General features: G+C 69.6%; 14 protein-coding genes and 1 pseudogene. 10 read left to right on the forward strand and 5 right to left on the reverse strand.

Annotation, left to right across the window (positions count from 1 at the left end):
* Positions 1-301: 301 nt before the first annotated feature.
* Together nrdR and ACWCXB_RS22390 are read left to right on the forward strand one after the other, a co-directional pair.
* Complete coding sequence (nrdR, locus tag ACWCXB_RS22385; protein WP_450725217.1) at positions 302-817, forward strand: transcriptional regulator NrdR; 516 nt, start codon at positions 302-304, stop codon at positions 815-817.
* Positions 818-971: 154 nt separating this feature from the next.
* Positions 972-3,869 carry a vitamin B12-dependent ribonucleotide reductase gene (locus tag ACWCXB_RS22390; protein WP_450725218.1) on the forward strand — a complete coding sequence of 966 codons (2,898 nt, stop codon included), beginning with the start codon at positions 972-974 and terminating at the stop codon, positions 3,867-3,869.
* A gap of 80 nt (positions 3,870-3,949) precedes the next feature.
* On the opposite strand, the gene ACWCXB_RS22395 is transcribed toward ACWCXB_RS22390, so the two are convergent.
* Positions 3,950-4,369 (reverse strand): nuclear transport factor 2 family protein, encoded by a 420-nt coding sequence (locus tag ACWCXB_RS22395; RefSeq protein WP_450725219.1) that lies wholly within the window; start codon positions 4,367-4,369, stop codon positions 3,950-3,952.
* A 341-nt stretch (positions 4,370-4,710) separates the two neighbouring features.
* Here ACWCXB_RS22395 and ACWCXB_RS22400 point away from each other — a divergent pair.
* Positions 4,711-4,992: pseudogene (locus ACWCXB_RS22400) on the forward strand (DUF6215 domain-containing protein); the annotation flags it as partial.
* A 410-nt stretch (positions 4,993-5,402) separates the two neighbouring features.
* Here ACWCXB_RS22400 and ACWCXB_RS22405 read toward each other — a convergent pair.
* Positions 5,403-5,933 (reverse strand): TerD family protein, encoded by a 531-nt coding sequence (locus ACWCXB_RS22405; protein ID WP_450725220.1) that lies wholly within the window; start codon positions 5,931-5,933, stop codon positions 5,403-5,405.
* Positions 5,934-6,227: 294 nt separating this feature from the next.
* Here ACWCXB_RS22405 and ACWCXB_RS22410 point away from each other — a divergent pair, with 294 nt between their 5' ends.
* The 4 genes from ACWCXB_RS22410 (at position 6,228) to ACWCXB_RS22425 (ending at position 10,986) form a co-directional block, all read left to right on the forward strand.
* Positions 6,228-6,833, forward strand: a complete 606-nt coding sequence (locus ACWCXB_RS22410; protein WP_450725221.1) for a YdbC family protein — start codon at positions 6,228-6,230, stop codon at positions 6,831-6,833.
* Positions 6,834-6,968: 135 nt separating this feature from the next.
* The gene (locus ACWCXB_RS22415; protein WP_450725222.1) at positions 6,969-7,628 is read left to right on the forward strand and encodes a histidine phosphatase family protein; all 660 of its coding nucleotides are present in this window, start codon (positions 6,969-6,971) and stop codon (positions 7,626-7,628) included.
* A 150-nt stretch (positions 7,629-7,778) separates the two neighbouring features.
* Positions 7,779-8,645, forward strand: coding sequence for an ADP-ribosylglycohydrolase family protein (locus tag ACWCXB_RS22420; protein WP_450725280.1), 867 nt, complete (start codon positions 7,779-7,781; stop codon positions 8,643-8,645).
* A 511-nt stretch (positions 8,646-9,156) separates the two neighbouring features.
* A complete protein-coding gene (locus tag ACWCXB_RS22425; protein WP_450725281.1) occupies positions 9,157-10,986 on the forward strand; it encodes a DUF4153 domain-containing protein in 1,830 nt (609 codons plus the stop codon).
* A gap of 77 nt (positions 10,987-11,063) precedes the next feature.
* Here the strand turns inward: ACWCXB_RS22425 and ACWCXB_RS22430 are convergent, their stop codons facing one another.
* Complete coding sequence (locus ACWCXB_RS22430) at positions 11,064-12,617, reverse strand: MFS transporter (RefSeq protein ID WP_450725223.1); 1,554 nt, start codon at positions 12,615-12,617, stop codon at positions 11,064-11,066.
* A gap of 125 nt (positions 12,618-12,742) precedes the next feature.
* Here ACWCXB_RS22430 and ACWCXB_RS22435 point away from each other — a divergent pair, with 125 nt between their 5' ends.
* From ACWCXB_RS22435 to ACWCXB_RS22445, 3 genes are all read left to right on the forward strand, one after another.
* Positions 12,743-13,369 (forward strand): TetR/AcrR family transcriptional regulator, encoded by a 627-nt coding sequence (locus ACWCXB_RS22435; protein WP_450725224.1) that lies wholly within the window; start codon positions 12,743-12,745, stop codon positions 13,367-13,369.
* Positions 13,370-13,443: 74 nt separating this feature from the next.
* Positions 13,444-14,151 carry a ribonuclease HII gene (locus tag ACWCXB_RS22440; protein WP_450725225.1) on the forward strand — a complete coding sequence of 236 codons (708 nt, stop codon included), beginning with the start codon at positions 13,444-13,446 and terminating at the stop codon, positions 14,149-14,151.
* A 106-nt stretch (positions 14,152-14,257) separates the two neighbouring features.
* Positions 14,258-14,878 (forward strand): hypothetical protein, encoded by a 621-nt coding sequence (locus tag ACWCXB_RS22445; RefSeq protein ID WP_450725226.1) that lies wholly within the window; start codon positions 14,258-14,260, stop codon positions 14,876-14,878.
* A gap of 166 nt (positions 14,879-15,044) precedes the next feature.
* Here the strand turns inward: ACWCXB_RS22445 and ACWCXB_RS22450 are convergent, their stop codons facing one another.
* On the reverse strand, positions 15,045-15,671 hold the full coding sequence (locus ACWCXB_RS22450; RefSeq protein WP_450725227.1) for a hypothetical protein: 627 nt from the start codon (positions 15,669-15,671) through the stop codon (positions 15,045-15,047).
* Between the two features lie 214 nt (positions 15,672-15,885).
* Positions 15,886-18,057, reverse strand: a complete 2,172-nt coding sequence (locus ACWCXB_RS22455) for a RecQ family ATP-dependent DNA helicase (RefSeq protein WP_450725228.1) — start codon at positions 18,055-18,057, stop codon at positions 15,886-15,888.
* Positions 18,058-18,069 lie beyond the last annotated feature (12 nt).

Consider the following 18,069-nt stretch of genomic DNA (forward strand, 5'->3'; position numbering starts at 1 on the left):
GCCTCCAGTGTGGCACCCGGGGACCCGGAAGGGGGGAAGCAGCGTGTTTCCCGTACCCTCGTGGCCGGCTGGTTCCGCCTCGCCCTGGCTCCGGTTCCGCGCCGCGCCGTGCGACACGCGCTGGGGCCTGTAAAAGGCAGCCGAACCCCAGATCTAGTGGTTGGATTGTGGCAGCCACCCAGAAGTTGTGGTCCCCGGTCATCAAGCCCGCGGCCATCGCCTATGCTTGTGGCTGCTTCGAGGGGGTCCGACCGGTCCTTCCGGGGCTATTCAGTCGTGCTGTGAAGGAGGGTTGGGAGCCATGCACTGCCCCTTCTGCAGGCACCCGGACAGCCGTGTCGTCGACAGTCGGACCACCGATGACGGAACGTCGATCCGGCGTCGCCGCCAGTGCCCCGACTGCTCCCGTCGCTTCACGACGGTGGAGACCGCGTCGCTGATGGTGATCAAGCGCAGCGGGGTGACCGAACCCTTCAGCCGTACCAAGGTCATCTCCGGCGTGCGCAAGGCATGCCAGGGGCGGCCGGTCACCGAGGACGCTCTCGCTCAGCTCGGCCAGCGCGTCGAGGAAGCGGTGCGCGCCACCGGCAGCGCCGAGCTGACCACCCACGACGTGGGGCTGGCCATACTCGGCCCCTTGCAGGAACTCGACCTCGTCGCGTACCTGCGCTTCGCGTCCGTGTACCGAGCGTTCGACTCGCTCGAAGACTTCGAGGCCGCCATCGCGGAGCTCCGCGAGCAGCGGCCCCCCGCACAAGAGAGCGGGCCCGGTGTGACCTCCGGGGTCCCCGTGCCCGCCGCCACCGCCACCGACTGACCGACCGGCCCCGCGAGGGGCCCGGCGATCGGCCGCAGAGCGGCAAAGGACCTGCCACGGGCGCTGTGCGCGGCGTTCGGGGCGACAGACAGACACTGTGCCACGGGAAGATCTGGGCACTTCAGGGCGTTTTTGCCCATATATGGGAGGCGGCATGACAGAGACGACGAGCGGCCCGGCACGGGGCTCCCGAGCCAAGGGGTCCAAGGCCGCAGCGGCCCGGCAGGGTCTGCGTATCGAGCGCGTCCACACCACGCCCGGCGTACATCCGTACGACGAGGTCGTCTGGGAGCGCCGTGACGTCGTCATGACCAACTGGCGCGACGGCTCGGTCAACTTCGAGCAGCGTGGCGTCGAGTTCCCCGACTTCTGGTCGTTGAACGCGGTCAACATCGTCACCAGCAAGTACTTCCGTGGTGCCGTGGGCACCCCGCAGCGCGAGACCGGTCTCAAGCAGCTCATCGACCGGATCGTGAAGACGTACCGCAAGGCCGGTGAGGACCACAACTACTTCGCCTCGCCCGCCGACGCGGAGATCTTCGAGCACGAGCTGGCGTACGCCCTCCTGCACCAGATCTTCAGCTTCAACTCCCCGGTATGGTTCAACGTCGGCACGCCCCAGCCGCAGCAGGTCTCCGCCTGCTTCATCCTGTCCGTCGACGACTCCATGGAGTCGATCCTCGACTGGTACAAGGAAGAGGGCATGATCTTCAAGGGCGGCTCCGGCGCCGGCCTGAACCTCTCCCGCATCCGCTCCTCCAAGGAGCTGCTGTCCTCCGGCGGCAACGCCTCCGGCCCGGTCTCCTTCATGCGCGGCGCCGACGCCTCCGCAGGAACGATCAAGTCCGGCGGTGCGACCCGCCGCGCCGCCAAGATGGTCATCCTCGACGTCGACCACCCCGACATCGAGGACTTCATCGAGACCAAGGTCAAGGAAGAGGAGAAGATCCGCGCGCTGCGCGACGCGGGCTTCGACATGGACCTGGGCGGCGACGACATCACGTCCGTCCAGTACCAGAACGCCAACAACTCGGTCCGGGTGAACGACGAGTTCATGAAGGCCGTCGAGTCCGGCGGCAAGTTCGGGCTGCGCGCCCGCATGACCGGGGACGTCATCGAAGAGGTCGACGCAAAGGCCCTCTTCCGCAAGATGGCCGAGGCCGCGTGGGCGTGCGCCGACCCGGGCATCCAGTACGACGACACCATCAACCACTGGCACACCTGCCCCGAGTCCGGCCGGATCAACGGCTCGAACCCGTGCAGCGAGTACATGCACCTGGACAACACGTCCTGCAACCTGGCCTCGCTGAACCTGATGAAGTTCCTCAAGGACGACGCCGAGGGCCACCAGTCCTTCGACGTCGAGCGCTTCACCAAGGTCGTCGAGCTGGTCATCACCGCGATGGACATCTCCATCTGCTTCGCCGACTTCCCGACCCAGAAGATCGGCGAGAACACTCGCGCCTTCCGTCAGCTCGGCATCGGTTACGCCAACCTCGGCGCCCTGCTGATGGCGACCGGCCACGCGTACGACTCCGACGGCGGCCGCGCCCTGGCCGGCGCGATCACCTCGCTGATGACCGGCACGTCGTACCGGCGCTCCGCCGAGCTCGCCGCGGTCGTCGGCCCGTACGACGGCTACGCGCGCAACGCCGAGCCGCACAAGCGCGTCATGAAGCAGCACTCCGACGCCAACGCCAAGGCCGTCCGCATGGACGACCTGGACACCCCGATCTGGGCCGCGGCGACCGAGGCCTGGCAGGACGTGATCCGCCTCGGCGAGAAGAACGGTTTCCGCAACTCCCAGGCCTCCGTCATCGCCCCGACCGGCACCATCGGTCTCGCGATGTCCTGTGACACCACCGGCCTGGAGCCCGACCTCGCACTGGTCAAGTTCAAGAAGCTGGTCGGCGGCGGCTCGATGCAGATCGTCAACGGCACCGTTCCGCAGGCGCTGCGCCGCCTCGGCTACCAGCCGGAGCAGATCGAGGCGATCGTCGCCCACATCGCCGACCACGGCAATGTGATCGACGCCCCGGGCCTGAAGCCCGAGCACTACGAGGTCTTCGACTGCGCCATGGGCGAGCGCTCCATCTCCGCGATGGGCCACGTCCGCATGATGGCGGCCATCCAGCCGTGGATCTCCGGGGCGCTCTCCAAGACCGTCAACCTCCCCGAGACGGCCACTGTCGAGGACGTCGAAGAGGTCTACTTCGAGGCGTGGAAGATGGGCGTCAAGGCGCTCGCGATCTACCGCGACAACTGCAAGGTCGGCCAGCCCCTCTCCGCCAAGAAGAAGGAGCAGGAGAAGACCGAGATCACCGAGAAGGCCGAGGAGACGATCCGTACCGCGGTCGAGAAGGTGGTCGAGTACCGCCCGGTCCGCAAGCGCCTCCCGAAGGGCCGCCCCGGCATCACCACCTCCTTCACCGTCGGCGGCGCCGAGGGCTACATGACCGCCAACTCCTACCCTGACGACGGTCTCGGCGAGGTCTTCCTGAAGATGTCGAAGCAGGGCTCGACCCTCGCGGGCATGATGGACGCCTTCTCGATCGCCGTCTCGGTCGGTCTGCAGTACGGCGTGCCGCTGGAGACGTACGTCTCGAAGTTCACCAACATGCGGTTCGAGCCGGCCGGCATGACGGACGACCCGGACGTGCGGATGGCGCAGTCGATCGTCGACTACATCTTCCGCCGCCTGGCGCTGGACTTCCTTCCCTTCGAGACCCGCTCGGCGCTCGGCATCCACTCCGCCGAGGAGCGCCAGCGTCACCTGGAGACCGGTTCGTACGAGCCGGCCGACGACGAGGTGGACGTCGAGGGCCTGGCCCAGTCCGCCCCGCGCCAGCAGGAGACGCTGAAGGCGGTCGCCCCGCCGAGGAAGGCCGAGGTCCCGGCCCCGAAGCAGGCGCACACCTCGGCCGAACTGGTCGAGATGCAGCTCGGCATCAGCGCGGACGCGCCGCTGTGCTTCTCGTGCGGTACGAAGATGCAGCGGGCCGGCTCCTGCTACATCTGCGAGGGCTGCGGTTCGACCAGCGGCTGCAGCTGAATGTGAGCGCCTTCCGGGCGTGAAGTGACTGTTCGAGTGGGGAGTCGGCGAAGTTCCGGCTCCCCACTCTGCTGTCGTGGTTATCGGGGCTTTATATCGCCCGGTTCCCCAAGTGTTCTTGCAATCAGGTCGGTATCGCAGTATTCGGTCAGCTCTCGCAGTTTTCCATCCTTGATATGGCAAACCCAGCAGTACGTATTGTGGTAGGGCTTCCCCTCCGTGGTGGTGACGCGGCCTCTGCACTCCACGACGACGTAGTCGCCGGCAGCGATGAAACGCTGTGGGGTATTCGTGTACGTATCCGCGAACTGGGCGGCCAGAGGCCGAAGTAGCTCGTTGAGGACGGTCTGTTTACCCTCATAGGTCCCAGACCATTTCGTCGTACCGATGATCGTCCAGCGGAAGTCGTCGGTGAGACTCTCGGCGAGAGGCCTGCCGTCCCCTTCCGCCAGCCCGGCGAAGATGCGCTGCATCAGTCGCGTGTTCTCGGTCTCGCCCATGGCTCCTCCGTCGTCTCACGCCTTGAAGATCCGGCCTGCCATTCAACAGGCCGGAGTGCCGTCGCGGGCGACCTTTCTTGGGAGAGGCCAGGCATGGCGGGAGCGACGGCGCAGGTACCCGGGCGGTCGGGCCGACCGGCCAGAGGTGGGGAGTAGCGCACACCAGGAATAAGCGCTCTGCGCCAGTATTTCGGGGCGCCTGCTGGACATGAACTAGCCGGTCAGGGCGGTGGAGCTGGTATCCGGCTCCACCGCCCTCGGCGTTTTCTTGACGCCGCGGGCACGAACGGCAGGGTGGGGGACATGGCCGACGATTTCACCCGATCCAAGAAGGAACATCAGTGCACGCGCCCAGGCCGCCGGCCGCTTGCTCAACTTCAAGCGCGCATGACGCCCTGCCGTCGCAGTACGTTTCCGGGGCACAACTGTGCTCGGCGTTGAACCGTCCGGAACTGTCGGCGTTCCTCGGAAGGCCGGCAGACCGCGCGGAGACCGCCGGAGGGAGCGAGGGCTGGATCACCCTCCCCGGGCGGCACCAAGATCGCCACCCCTGGGCGAACGTCGTGCTGGAGACCTACTCCGTGAAGCTTCCGACATCCCACGACCAACTCCCGGTCGTCGAGGCGGTCGACTACGGTCGACTACCTGGGCGAGACCACGCAGACGAAAACGGTCCGGGGAAATCCGGCGGTCCTCCACTCGGACCCGAACCATCGCCCTCACCTTCAACGACGGCAAGGCCGACACCGCCCCCGGCAGGATTGCCCCCCGCCTGCTGGTCGCCCGGAACGCGAAGGACAGCGGAAGGGCAGCGGCGGCTCCTTCGACGTCGTCATCCGGCGCCAGGACGGCGTGCCGCCCGATGGCGCGGCGTTGTTCCGCGTTGCCGAGCGAGTGCTGCGTCGATCCCGGGCTGGACGCCGGCTGACGAGTCATCTGCGGTGTTCGACCAGGCCGAAGTCTGCGTCTCGGCTGGAGACGGCCGGCACGAAGAGCACCGCTGTCACGTGGATGCCGTTGCCGCTGCCTGGGCTCAGGAGGGCGTGGCGCCCATCAGCTCCGCGAACTCGGCCGGGTCGGCGGCGAAGCCGCGGACGACGGTACGGAGCTGCCATGCGCCGCTGCCGTCACGGGTGAACTCCGCGACCGTCGCGGCGGTGGCGTCGGGTACGCCCGAGAGATTGTCGTTCGCCAGCTCGACGGGGCCTTCGAGTATCCGTACGCCGGTGTTCGCGATGTCGGAGAAAGTCCTCTCACCACTGCGCTGCTGAATGACGACACCCACCACGACCCGGATGTATCCGTCGGCCAGGCGGTCCAGTTCCAGGGTCATCACCTCGTCCGCGCCGAAGCCCTGGCCGGTCTGGCTGTCCCTGTTGAGGGTGATGGTGCCGTCGGGGGACCGGCTCCCGAAGTGCACCAGATACGCGGGTTTGCCGTGCGGAGCGTCCGCGCTGTAGGTCGCGGCGACGATGTCCAGGTCAATGGCCGGTGTGCCGATGGGGCTGGGGTCCCACTTGAGCGACACCTGGACCTTCCGGAGCCCCTTGCTGAGACTGCTCACCGTGCTTCCCTTCCTCGTGGACGGCCGTTGCGGATGTCAACGCCCCTTGTGGAAGGCCCATGTTGTCACGCGCGAGAGTACGCACTCCGAACACTTTCGGTCGTCGCTCGGTCGCTCGGTCAGTGCGGGATGCGCCGGGGCGGGCGCTGCCGTCGCCGCGCACATTGTCCGGAACGATGGGCCGAGCGATGTGCGGAAACTCTTGCGAACCATGTGCCCGGTGCGGTGTGACGGCGGGTATCGGCTTCTGCCGGAGAGTGACCAGGGTGTCTTTCCGGGCCGTACGATGGCGCGGTGCTGGTCAAGTGGATTCGCTGCACTGTGGTGGACCGTCGAGGGTTCGAGCGGGGACAGCGGAAGTGGGCGGGGCTGCTGGGTGAGCCGGGATTCCGGGGACAGGGCGGAGGGTGGAGCCGGCTGCGGCCGGACGTCGCCCATGTCTTCGCGTTCTGGGAGACCCGTGCGTTCTACGACTCGTTCATGGCGCGCTCGCACGACCGGCTGGCCGCCGCCCAGTCGGGCACGTACAAGAACGGTCAGGTCAAGCTCTTCGACCACCGCTTCGACGTGAAGACGGGCTTCGAGCCCCGCTTCACCGACGCCGACGTCGTACGTGTCGCGCACTGCAAGGTCCACGAGCACAAGGTCGAGCATTTCTCGCTGATGCAGGAGAAGGTGTGGAACCCGGCGATGGCAGGGTCGCCGGGGATGGTGCGGGGGCTGTTCGGCGAGGCGCCCGGGAGCGAGTTCCTGGTGCTTTCGATGTGGCGGTCGGCCGCGGAGCACGGCAAATACCGTGTGGAGCGGGTGGAGCGGCTCTCGTTGCGCGCGCAGACAGAGGCGGATGTCGCCGCCCTGGCCGGGGACGTCGTGGAGCTCGAACCCTCCTGGACGGTGTGAGGGGACGGTGTGATCGGGGGGATGCGGCGGTGTGCTCGCGGGCGGCGGTGCTCCACGGCCCCCCGATGGGAGGACACGCCGGACACGGGTCGGACAATTGCTCGACCGGGCCCTTCCCGATCTAGGGTTTGTCATATGGCACGACCGCGGCGCATCGTTCTTGTCCGGCACGGCGAGTCAGAGGGAAACGCCGACGACTCGGTGTACGAGCGCAAGCCCGACCACGCCCTGCGGCTCACCGAGCGCGGGTGGCGCCAGGCCGAGGAAGCCGGGGAGCGGCTGCGTGAGGTTTTCGGGCGGGAACAGGTCAGCGTCTATGTCTCGCCGTACCGCCGTACCCATCAGACATACCGGGCGTTCCGCCTCGACCCGGCGCTCGTTCGGGTCAGGGAGGAGCCCAGACTGCGCGAGCAGGACTGGGGGAACTGGCAGGACAGGGACGACGTACGGCTGCAGAAGACCTACCGCGACGCCTACGGGCACTTCTTCTACCGCTTGCCGCAGGGCGAGTCTGGTGCCGATGTCTACGACAGGGTGGGGGCGTTCCTGGAGAGCCTCTACCGGAGCTTCGAGGCGCCGGACCATCCGCCCAACGTACTGATCGTCACCCATGGGCTGACCATGCGGCTGTTCTGCATGCGCTGGTTCCACTGGACGGTGGCCGAGTTCGAGTCGCTGTCGAACCCGGACAACGGGGAGATGAGGATGCTGCTGCTCGGTGAGGACGGGCGTTACACGCTGGACCGGCCGTTCGAGCGCTGGTGTATCCCCGAGTCGTACGGGACCACCGGATAGAGTAGCCGTGCGATGACCGCTGATTCCTCTCCTACCTCTCCAGACGCTTCCGGCTCCTCAGACTCTTCCGGCTCCTCCTCCGGCTCCTCCTCGGGCTCTGCCGGATCTCCCGGCTCGCCCGAGTCTGTCGACCGGCGCTTCCACCGTGCCCTGGCGAGCCTGCGCGGACTGTCCGTGGGCGATGCCCTGGGCTCCCAGTTCTTCGTCCCCTCGAACTACCCGCTGCTGAAGCGGCGCGAGCTGCCGTCCGGGCCCTGGCAGTGGACCGACGACACCGAGATGGCGTGCTCCGTGGTGGCAGTGCTCGCCACCCACGGCCGGATCGACCAGGACGAACTCGCCCTTTCCTTCGCCGAGCACCACGATTTCGACCGCGGCTACGGGCCTGCGGTGAACCGGATGCTCCGGTTGATCCGGGAGGGCGCCGACTGGCGTGAACTCGCCGCGGCGTTGTTCAACGGGCAGGGCTCGTGGGGTAATGGTGCGGCGATGCGGATCGCCCCGCTCGGTGCCTGGTACGCCGATGATCCGGAGCAGGCCACGCACCAGGCCGAGATCTCGTCGTACACGACGCACCAGCACCGCGAGGCCGTGGTGGGCAGCATGGCGGTCGCGGCGGCCGCGGCGCTGGTCGCCTCCCCGGCAGGGCCGCCCACGCCCACCGAGCTGCTCGACGGGGTGGTCGCGCTCGTGCCGCGCAGTGCGGTGGGGGCGGGGCTGCGCAGGGCGCGGGACATGCTGGACTACGGCGACGCGGGGACGGTCGCCGCGGTGCTCGGCAGCGGGCGCCGTACGAGCGCGCACGACACGGTGCCGTTCGCGCTCTGGTCGGCGGCCCGGGCGCTCGGCGACTTCGAGCAGGTCTTCTGGACGACCGCCCAGGTGGGCGGAGACGTGGACACGACCTGCGCGATCGCCGGGGGAGTGGTTGCGGCGGCGGTTGCGGGGGCCCCGCCGGCGGACTGGCTGGACCGCACCGAGGCCCTGCCCGCCTGGCTGCCGACCCGCGTGGGCTGAGCGCCGGCCCCCCAGCGCTGGTCGGTTCGCGTCGGCCGCGCGGCGGTCGGTGGTGCGGCGGTCGGTGGTGCGGCGGTCGGTGGTGCGGCGGTCGGTGGTGCGGTCCGACTGTCACGGTCCTGCCACAGCACGGCCGTGGACGACCGTGCCGGTTTGCGGCGAGCTACCCTTTCGGCCACGCCGCTGTGTTGATCATGACCGGCGTGCGCCAATGAGACGCCGGGACCGCTGCGCCGCCATGTGGCAGTGCATGCCCACCCGGCGGGGAGGGGGTCCCGTGTCAGACGTACCGTCCACACCATCCGGCCTCGGGCCGCAAGGGGAAGACCGACCGGGTGCCGAGGCGCCCGGTCCGCGCCAGGGCGAGGCCCTGGACCGTGCCGTGGGACCGGACCCGGAGGCGGACGCCGCCCTGGGTTCCGAGCCGGAGCCTGCCGCCGACGAGGGCTCGGATGCGGACGCGGGCCTCGACCGGCGCCCGGAGCTCGGCCCGGACGGTGTCCACGACCGAATACCGGATCAGGAGCGAGGCCTGAGCGAGGAGTCGGGTCGCGGCACCGGCCCGGATCGGACCGAGGAGGGGGAGCGGGGGCAGGAAGCTCCCGAGCCGCGCGCGGCGGACGCGCCGGCGCAGCCGCCGGGATCCGAGCCGCGCGCGTCGGTCACGGCGTCGCCGCCGCAGTCGTACGGCTACGGCCCGGTTCCGCAGCCGGCACCGATCCCGGGACGCGTGTCCCCGTCGCCCTGGCCCCACCACGCGCAGCCCTGGCCGCCGAAGGCGCCGCCGGCCCAGTCCCGGCTTGCCGGTATACGGCCCGGCCCGCCCGCACCCGTACGCGTGGCCACGCTCTGGTGCGCCCTCGCCGCCGCGCTGCTGAGCGCACTCCTGCTCGGCGACGGGCTCGGGGTCAACCTGTTGATCGTGGCCGTGCCGACCGCACTCGCCGCCTTCTTCGCCGCTCGGCCGGCCGGCCGTCGGCTCCGCCCCTGGACTGCGGTCTGGGCACTCGGCGCCCTGGCCCTGCTCGCCGTTCCCGCGCTGCGCGACGCAGGCTGGCCCACTTTCCTCGCCGTTGTCTCCGCCCTCGCGGTCGGCTCGCTCACACTGCACGGTGGCCGCGGGTGGCCGGGCGTGCTCTTCGGTTCGGTGGGCCTGTTCGACTCGCTCGTCTCGGGGCCGGTCTGGGGCTGGCGGGGGTTGCGTGAGCGGGCGGACGGTTCCCGCGGCCGATGGGGGCCCGTGGTCCGGACGATCGCCGTGGCGGCGGCGCTGCTCGTCGTGTTCGGCGCGCTGTTCGCGGGCGCCGACGCCGCCTTCGCGGATCTGCTCGGCGAGCTGATCCCCGATGTCTCGCTCGTCGACGGCCCGTGGCGGTTCTTCCTCTTCCTACTCGGACTCGTCGGAGCACTCGCCGCGGCCCGCACCGCCGCCGCCCCGCTCCGCTGGGACCGCCTCACCATGCACCCCGGCAAGGCCAGGGGCAGGTTGGAGTGGGCGCTCCCCCTCGTCGTCCTCAACCTCCTCTTCGCCGCCTTCATCGCGGTCCAGCTCGCCGTCCTCTTCGGGGGGTACCGCAAGGTCCTGAGCGAGACGGGACTGACCTATGCGCAGTACGCCCGCCAGGGCTTCTGGCAGCTGCTCTGGGCCACCCTGCTCACGCTGATCGTCATCGGACTCGCCCTGCGCTGGGCCCCGCGCGAGGGCGCACGCGACCGCACCCTGGTGCGCGCGGTGCTCGGGACCCTGTGCGTGCTCACCCTTGTCGTCGTGGCGTCCGCGCTGCGCAGGATGGATCTGTACGTCGATGCGTACGGGCTGACACGGCTGCGCGTGTCCGTGGCCGCGATGGAGCTGTGGCTCGGCCTGGTGATCGTGCTGATCATCGCAGCGGGGCTCTTCGGCAGCCGCTGGCTGCCCCGCGCCGTCGTGGGCAGCGCCGCGGCCGCCGTGCTGGCCTTCGGCCTCGCGTCCCCGGATGCGCTGATCGCCGAGCGGAACGTACAGCGCTACGAGCAGACCGAAAAGATCGATGTCGACTATCTGCGCGATCTGTCAGCGGATGCTGTGCCTGCCCTCGACCGGCTGCCCGAGCCGCTGCGCTCCTGCGCGCTGAAGAGCTTCGAGTTCGATCTCAAGGAGCCGGAACCCTGGTACGCCACCAGTTGGGGCGAGGTGCGGGCCCGGTCGATCCTGGAGGATCGGCCTGCCGAGGCCGACAGGGCCGCTTGCTCGGACGGGGAGGGCCTCTACGGCGGGGAGCGCGACGAATACGACGAGGACGCCGAGTTCGGCGACGGAGACAGCTACGACGACTACGACCCGGGTACCGGCATGGACTGAGAACCGGGCACGTACGGCATGGTGTGCGGTCCGTCCCCCCCGTGGGGCGGACCGCACAGCCTCGCTCGGACACCTCGCTAGGCCGAGGGCCCGGCCGTCCCCGCCGCGCCGCTCAGCGCCTCCAGGTCGCTCTTGCGGACACGTATCACCACGACCGCCGTGAGCAGTGCCAGAAGCACCATCCCCACCGCCGCCGTGAACGACGTCGAGATGCCTTCCGTCAGCACCTCGTGGCCCCAGGGCGCGGGCAGCTCGTGCGTCTTGGCGAATTCCGCCTGCTGCTCCGGTGTCGACTCCGCCAGGAAGGACGGAACCTGCTTCTCCGCTTCGTCCCGGCTCGCCGTGCCGAACACGGTGACCAGGATCGACAACCCCAGCGATCCGCCCACCTGCTGCGTCGCATTGAGCAGCCCCGAGGCCGCACCCGCCTCGTGCTGGGCGACCCCCGAAACGGCGGTCAGGGTCAGCGTCACGAAATTGAGGCCCATGCCGAAGCCGAAGAGCACCATCGGCCCGAGGACCCCGCTCACGTACGAGCTGTCCGGGCTGATCAGGGTCTGCCAGAAAAGGCCGGTGCCGGTGAGCAGGGAACCCGTGACCATGAACGGCTTGGGGCCGAGTACGGGCAGCAGCCGCTGGGAGAGCCCGGCGCCGGTGATGATCGCGACCGTGACGGGAAGGAACGCCAGACCGGCCTCGATCGGGCTGTAACCGAGCACGTTCTGGACGAACAGCACGATGAAGAAGAACATGCCGAACATCGCCGCGGCCAGGCTCAGCATGATGATGTACGTACCCGATCGGTTCCGGTCGGCGAACATCCTGAGCGGAGTGATGGGTTCCCGCGCCCGCGACTCGACGACCGCGAAGGCCGCGAGCAGCACCACCGCCGCGCCGAAGGACCCGAGCGTGAGCGTGTCGCGCCAGCCCTCCTCCGAGGCCCGGATGAATCCGTACACCAGCGAGGCCATACCGGCGGTGGAAGTCAGCGCGCCCGCTATGTCGAAGCGACCGGGATGGCGCTCCGACTCGGTGATGTACAGCGGGGCGAGGAACGCGATCAGGATGCCGATGGGGACGTTGACGAAGAGCACCCAGCGCCAGTCGAGCCACTCGGTGAGCATGCCGCCTGCCAGCAGTCCGATCGCGCCACCGCCGGCGGAGACGGCGGCGAAGACGCCGAACGCCCGGTTGCGCTCCGGCCCTTCGGGGAACGTCGTCGTGATCAGTGCCAGTGAGGTGGGCGAGGCGATCGCGCCGCCGACGCCCTGGAGTGCTCGTGCGGCGAGCAACTGCCATGGCTCCTGCGCGAGTCCGCCGAGCAGTGAGGCGAGCGTGAAGATCAGGATGCCCGCCATGAACACCCGGCGGCGGCCCAGGATGTCGCCCGCGCGACCTCCGAGCAGCAGCAGCCCGCCGAAGGTCAGGGTGTAGGCACTGAGCACCCAGGAGAGGTCTGTGGTGGAGAAGCTGAGCGCGTCCTGAATATGCGGAAGCGCGATGTTCACAATCGTCGCGTCGAGTACCACCATGAGTTGGCAGGCGGCGATTACGGTGAGGGCGATTCCGGGACGCCCCTCCCGGCGGGCCGCGCCCGGCTTGCGCTGTGCTTCTAACTGAGAGGTTGTCACTATGGTCCCCCCGCATTTGAGTTAGTGAACGGATCCGTTCACTGTGTCCTCAACGGTAGTGAGTCCCCGACAGTGAACGCAAGCGTTCACTGGAGCTACCGCACTGCTGCGATGGAGAGTTGTTGATGGGTACTTCGCGATCTGCGGCCACCGCTCGGCCGCGGTCGATGTCGTTGCGACGCCGCGGACCTGTGCTGGAGCGGGCGATCCTCGACGCCGCGCTCGACCAGCTGAGCACCGTCGGCTGGAACGGTCTGACCATGGAGGGAGTCGCCGCCGGCGCCCAGACCGGCAAGGCCGCGGTCTACCGTCGCTGGCCGTCCAAGGAGGACCTTGTCGCGGACGCCCTGCAGGCCGGACTCCCCAGCCTGGGTGACGCACCCGATCACGGAAGCGTCCGCGAGGACCTCTATCAGCTCTGCCGGCGGATGCGTGCGGCGATGTACTCCAGGCCGGGGTGTGCGCTCCGCTCGGTACTTCACGAATGCGATACGTCCACCGCCGAGCGCTTCCACGCCCTGATCCTCAGCGGGGTCATCGAACCCTCGATCCGCCTCTTCCAGGAGGTCGTGCACAGGGGTATCAAGCGGGGTGACGTCCGCGCCGACGCCACCGGCGGCCTGGTCTTCGACGTGATCCCGGCGATGATGATGTACCGCTCCAAAGTGTGCGGAAGCGAATGGGGCGACGCGGATATCGCCGAGATGATCGATCAGGTCATGGTGCCTCTGCTGAGCCCGCGCACCGGTTGAGCCCCGGGGACGGGTCCGGAGATCGGGATCCGGGGTGTTGCGGCCCGTCCGGGCGGCGTAACCTGTCTGGCGCCATGCCGTACGAACCACCCACCCACACCGTTGAGCGCTCGCTCCGGGCCACCACCGGCGCCAAGATCATCGCCGGAGTCGATGAAGTCGGGCGCGGGGCATGGGCCGGGCCGGTCACGGTATGCGCAGCCGTCACAGGACTGCGCCGACCCCCCGCCGGACTCACCGACTCCAAGCTGATCACTCCCAAGCGCCGTACGGAGCTGGCGGGAGAGCTGGAGGGGTGGGTCACGTCGCACGCCCTCGGGCATGCGTCCCCTGAGGAGATCGACGAGCTCGGGATGACCGCTGCGCTGCGGCTGGCCGCCATGCGCGCCCTGGACGCCCTGCCGGTGCGGCCCGACGCGGTCATCCTCGACGGCAAGCACGACTATCTGGGTCTGCCCTGGCGCGTTCGTACGGTCATCAAGGGTGACCAGTCCTGCGTTGCTGTCGCGGCCGCCTCGGTGATCGCCAAGGTGCGCCGGGACGCGATGATGGCCGAGCTGGGGCTGGAGCCGGTGTGCGAACCCTTCGGGTTCGCGGAGAATGCCGGCTATCCCTCGCCCCTGCACAAGGCGGCGCTCGCGGAGCTGGGCCCCACGCCGTACCACCGGCTCTCCTGGGCCTTCCTCGACGCGCTGCCGCGATGGCGGCACCTGAAGAAGGTCCGGGTCTCCCCGGAGGCGGCCGCTCTGGAGAGCGGGGGCCAACTCGGCTTCGACTTCTGATCCGGCCGGTCGACCGACCGCTGTGCGAGCCGGTTGACGAGCCGGGTCGCACTTATGTACCCACCCGCCGATGTAAAGCGCATCGGCGTTTGATAGATATCCACCCATGCCTCTCATCCCCGAGGAGCCTCAGATTCACGAGAGTGCCCAGGGTCCCCGCGCTACTCCGGCCGCCGGCCGCACCGCGCCGACCCCCCGTCCCGTACCCGGTCCGCGTACCGCGGCCGCGCCTCGTCCCGGTCGCCCGGGCCCCGGTCCGGCCAGGCCCACGCCGCCTGCACAGCGCACACACACCTCTGCCGGGCAGAGCACTTCGCCCCGGCAGGAGAATCGTTCCGTACCGCAGATCCAACTGATCCCGGCCACGCCCACGGGCGCGCTCGACGCCGCCGGCGAGGCTGTCGACCTGCTGCTCGACTCCGGTCGGGCGCCCGGCGACATCCTGGTCCTCACCACCGGTGAACAGCACCCGTGGGCGGCGCACGAACTGTCCTTCGGCGAAGGCGCCTACTGGGCGCAGCACGACGCCCGTGACGATGTCTTCTACGCGGACGCCGACTCGGCGGGGCGCGCGTCGACCCGGCCTGTGGTCGTCGTCGCCGTCAATGGTGGCAGCGACGACGTGGCCGCCCGGGCCCTGCCCGTTGCCATGAGTCGCGCGGGAGCGCTGCTCATCGTGTGCGGCGACCCGCAGCGCATCAACGCCGTACTCGGCGCGGGCGTCTGAGCCTGCGCCGCGCCGGTGCCACGGTGCCGCCCGCGCCCTGTGCGTGGTGCGGTCGTCGTGCCAGGCCGGCCGTGCACCGCGGCCGGTCACTTCGCCCTACACGTACGGGGACGGTCCCGGTGGAACGGGACCCTGGAGCGGTGACCGTGGCCGCGTGGCGCGCGGCTCAGCGGGCCGCAGTCCGGCGAAGCACCTCGGCCGCCCCGCTCGCCGTGCGCAGCGGAAGCACCGTCGGGTCCGCCATCTCGTCGCCGAAACCGCCGGGCAAGGACTCGGAGTTGGGCCGACGCCCGCCGCGCCCCTCACCGAGTACCTGCCACCCGCCACGCGTCAGCGTGATGTACGCGCCGCAGCGGAGCCCGTGCAGGGTACAGGCGTCGCGCAGCCCCCACATCCACGCCCCGTCCTCCTCCGTCCAGCGCTCGTCGCCCTCGCGGCAGTAGAGCAGCACGGCGGTGCGGACCGGAGTGCGACGGCGCAGATCGTGCGGGATGACCCGGCGCAGTTGGGCCAGCAGCGCATTGCGGAACTCCCAGCCGTCGGCGGGCACGGCACGCCGGGCGAACGAGGCGCTGGCCGTGAGCCGTTCCTCCTGGTCGAGCACGGCCACGACGGCCGTCGACGGAGTCGGCCTATGGCGGGTGTGCAGGCCGCTGACGACGTCGCGGGGGTTGCGCAGGAGAGGTATCCCGGCTGCTGCCCACTCGGCCGGTTGCAGCATCCTGGCGAGGCCGGCGGAATTGGTCGATCCGTTGATCGAAGTGGCTGCGGACGAAGCGAATCCGAAGGTCACGTTCCTCCCTTCGCATACGCGCCCACAGTGCGGGCAGGGGTCGGTGAGGCGCACCGCAGCACAGCCCTTCCGGACCGCGAACGGGCCGTGCGGGGGGCGTTTCCAATTCTTGCGGGCCTGCGGGCGAGCGGCAACGAGCAATTGAGCCCGCTGACTGGAATAGGCAGGTATGACGCTCATATCCCTGCCCAATCGGGCCAACCGCCACGCTATTTCAGGCTTGAACCGCGAGGACCAGCGGAAACACCCCCTCCGCTCCGGCTCGGCGCAGCAGCCGCGACGCGACGGCGAGAGTCCAGCCGCTGTCCGAGAGATCGTCTACGAGCAGCACCGGCCCTGCCGCCGACTCGACCGTAGCGGCGAGGGCAGGCGGAATGATCAGCGCATCGTGCAACCCCCGTACCCGCTGTGCACTGTTCGTTCGCGAGATGTGCGTGTCCTGGAACTCTGGCGCGTACTCGACCGTGCCGAGCAGCGGAAGACGACCGGCGTCGGCGATGCGGGACCCGAGCGAGGAGACGAGCCGCGACTTGCTCCGCGAGGCGATGGTGACCACACCGACCGGGCGGGGCGGTGCGTCGGCGGCACCTGACGCCCAGCCGCCAGGCCCCTTGGCCCAGTCGGCCAGGACACTCACCACCGCGTTCACCACATCGTCCGGAACCTGTCCGTCCTGAGCCTGCGGGGCGAGCATCGGGCGGAGGCGGTTGCCCCATCCGATGTCGGAGAGCCGTCCCAGGGCCCGGCCCGTGAACGACTGCTCGCCAATCGGGATACGGCCCTTCAGATCGATGCCGACGGCTGCCAGTCCGGTGGGCCACATCTTGCGCGGCTCCACCTCCACACCGGGCCGGCCCAGCTCCCCGCGCGCCGCGTCCAGCGCCCGGGTCGACACGTCGGCGTCGAAGCGGGCCCCCGCGCAATTGTCGCAACGGCCGCACGGGGCCGCCTCCTCGTCGTCCAGCTGCCGCCGTAGGAACTCCATCCGGCAGCCCACCGCCGACACGTAGTCACGCATCGCCTGCTGCTCGGCCTCCCGCTGCCGTGCCACCCAGGCGTAGCGCTCCGACTCGTACACCCAAGGCTCGCCCGTCGTCGTCCAGCCGCCCTTCACCCGGCGCACCGCGCCGTCCACGTCGAGCACCTTGAGCATCGTCTCCAGCCTCGTGCGCCGCAGCTCGACCAGGGGCTCGAGCGCGGGCAGCGAGAGCGGCCTGCCCGCTTGGGCCAGCACGTCCAGGGTGCGCCGCACGAGATCCTCCGGGGGGAAGGCGACCGAGGCGAAGTACTTCCAGATCGCCTCGTCCTCCTTGCCCGGCAGGAGCAGCACGTCGGCGTGCTTCACGCCTCGCCCGGCCCGGCCCACCTGCTGGTAGTAGGCGATGGGGGAGGAGGGCGAGCCCAGATGGACGACAAAACCGAGGTCGGGCTTGTCGAAGCCCATGCCCAGGGCGGAGGTGGCCACCAGAGCCTTCACACGGTTGCCGAGCAGATCGTCCTCGGCCTGCTGCCGGTCCGCATTCTCCGTACGCCCCGTGTACGACGCCACGGTGTGTCCGCAGTGCCGAAGGTATGCCGTGACCTCCTCGGCCGCCGCGACCGTGAGTGTGTAGATGATGCCGGAGCCTGGCAGGTCGCCGAGATGGTCGGCCAGCCAGGCCAGGCGGTGAGCGGCATCAGGGAGTTGAAGCACGCTCAGGCTGAGGCTTTCCCGGTCGAGCGGACCGCGCAGGACCAGCGCGTCGGTGCCCGCACCGGTCCCGAGCTGCTCGGCGACATCCGCGGTCACGCGGGCGTTGGCGGTGGCGGTCGTCGCGAGCACCGGAACACCCGGCGGCAGATCGGCGAGCATCGTGCGCAGCCGCCGGTAGTCGGGCCGGAAATCATGACCCCAGTCCGAAATGCAGTGGGCCTCGTCGACGACCAGAAGCCCGGTCGCGGCGGCGAGCTTGGGCAGCACCTGGTCCCGGAAGTCCGGGTTGTTGAGCCGCTCCGGACTGACCAGCAGGACATCGACCTCGCCGGCGGCGACCTCCGCCTGGATGGTGTCCCACTCCTCCGTGTTCGACGAATTGATCGTCCGGGCCCGGATGCCCGCGCGGGCTGCGGCCTCCACCTGATTGCGCATGAGCGCGAGAAGCGGCGAGACGATCACCGTCGGGCCGCTTCCGCGCTCCCGCAGCAGCGAGGTCGCGACGAAATAGACGGCCGACTTCCCCCAACCGGTCCGCTGCACCACCAGCGCCCTGCGCCTGTCGGCGACGAGCGCCTCGATGGCACGCCACTGGTCCTCGCGCAGCCTGGCGGAGCCGGTGGCGTCCCCGACGAGGCGTGCGAGGACGGAGTCGGCCGAGGCCCTCAGATCTGCGCGGTCTGTGTTGGTCATGCCCCCATGCAA

The organism is Streptomyces sp. NPDC001514, assembly GCF_053597075.1.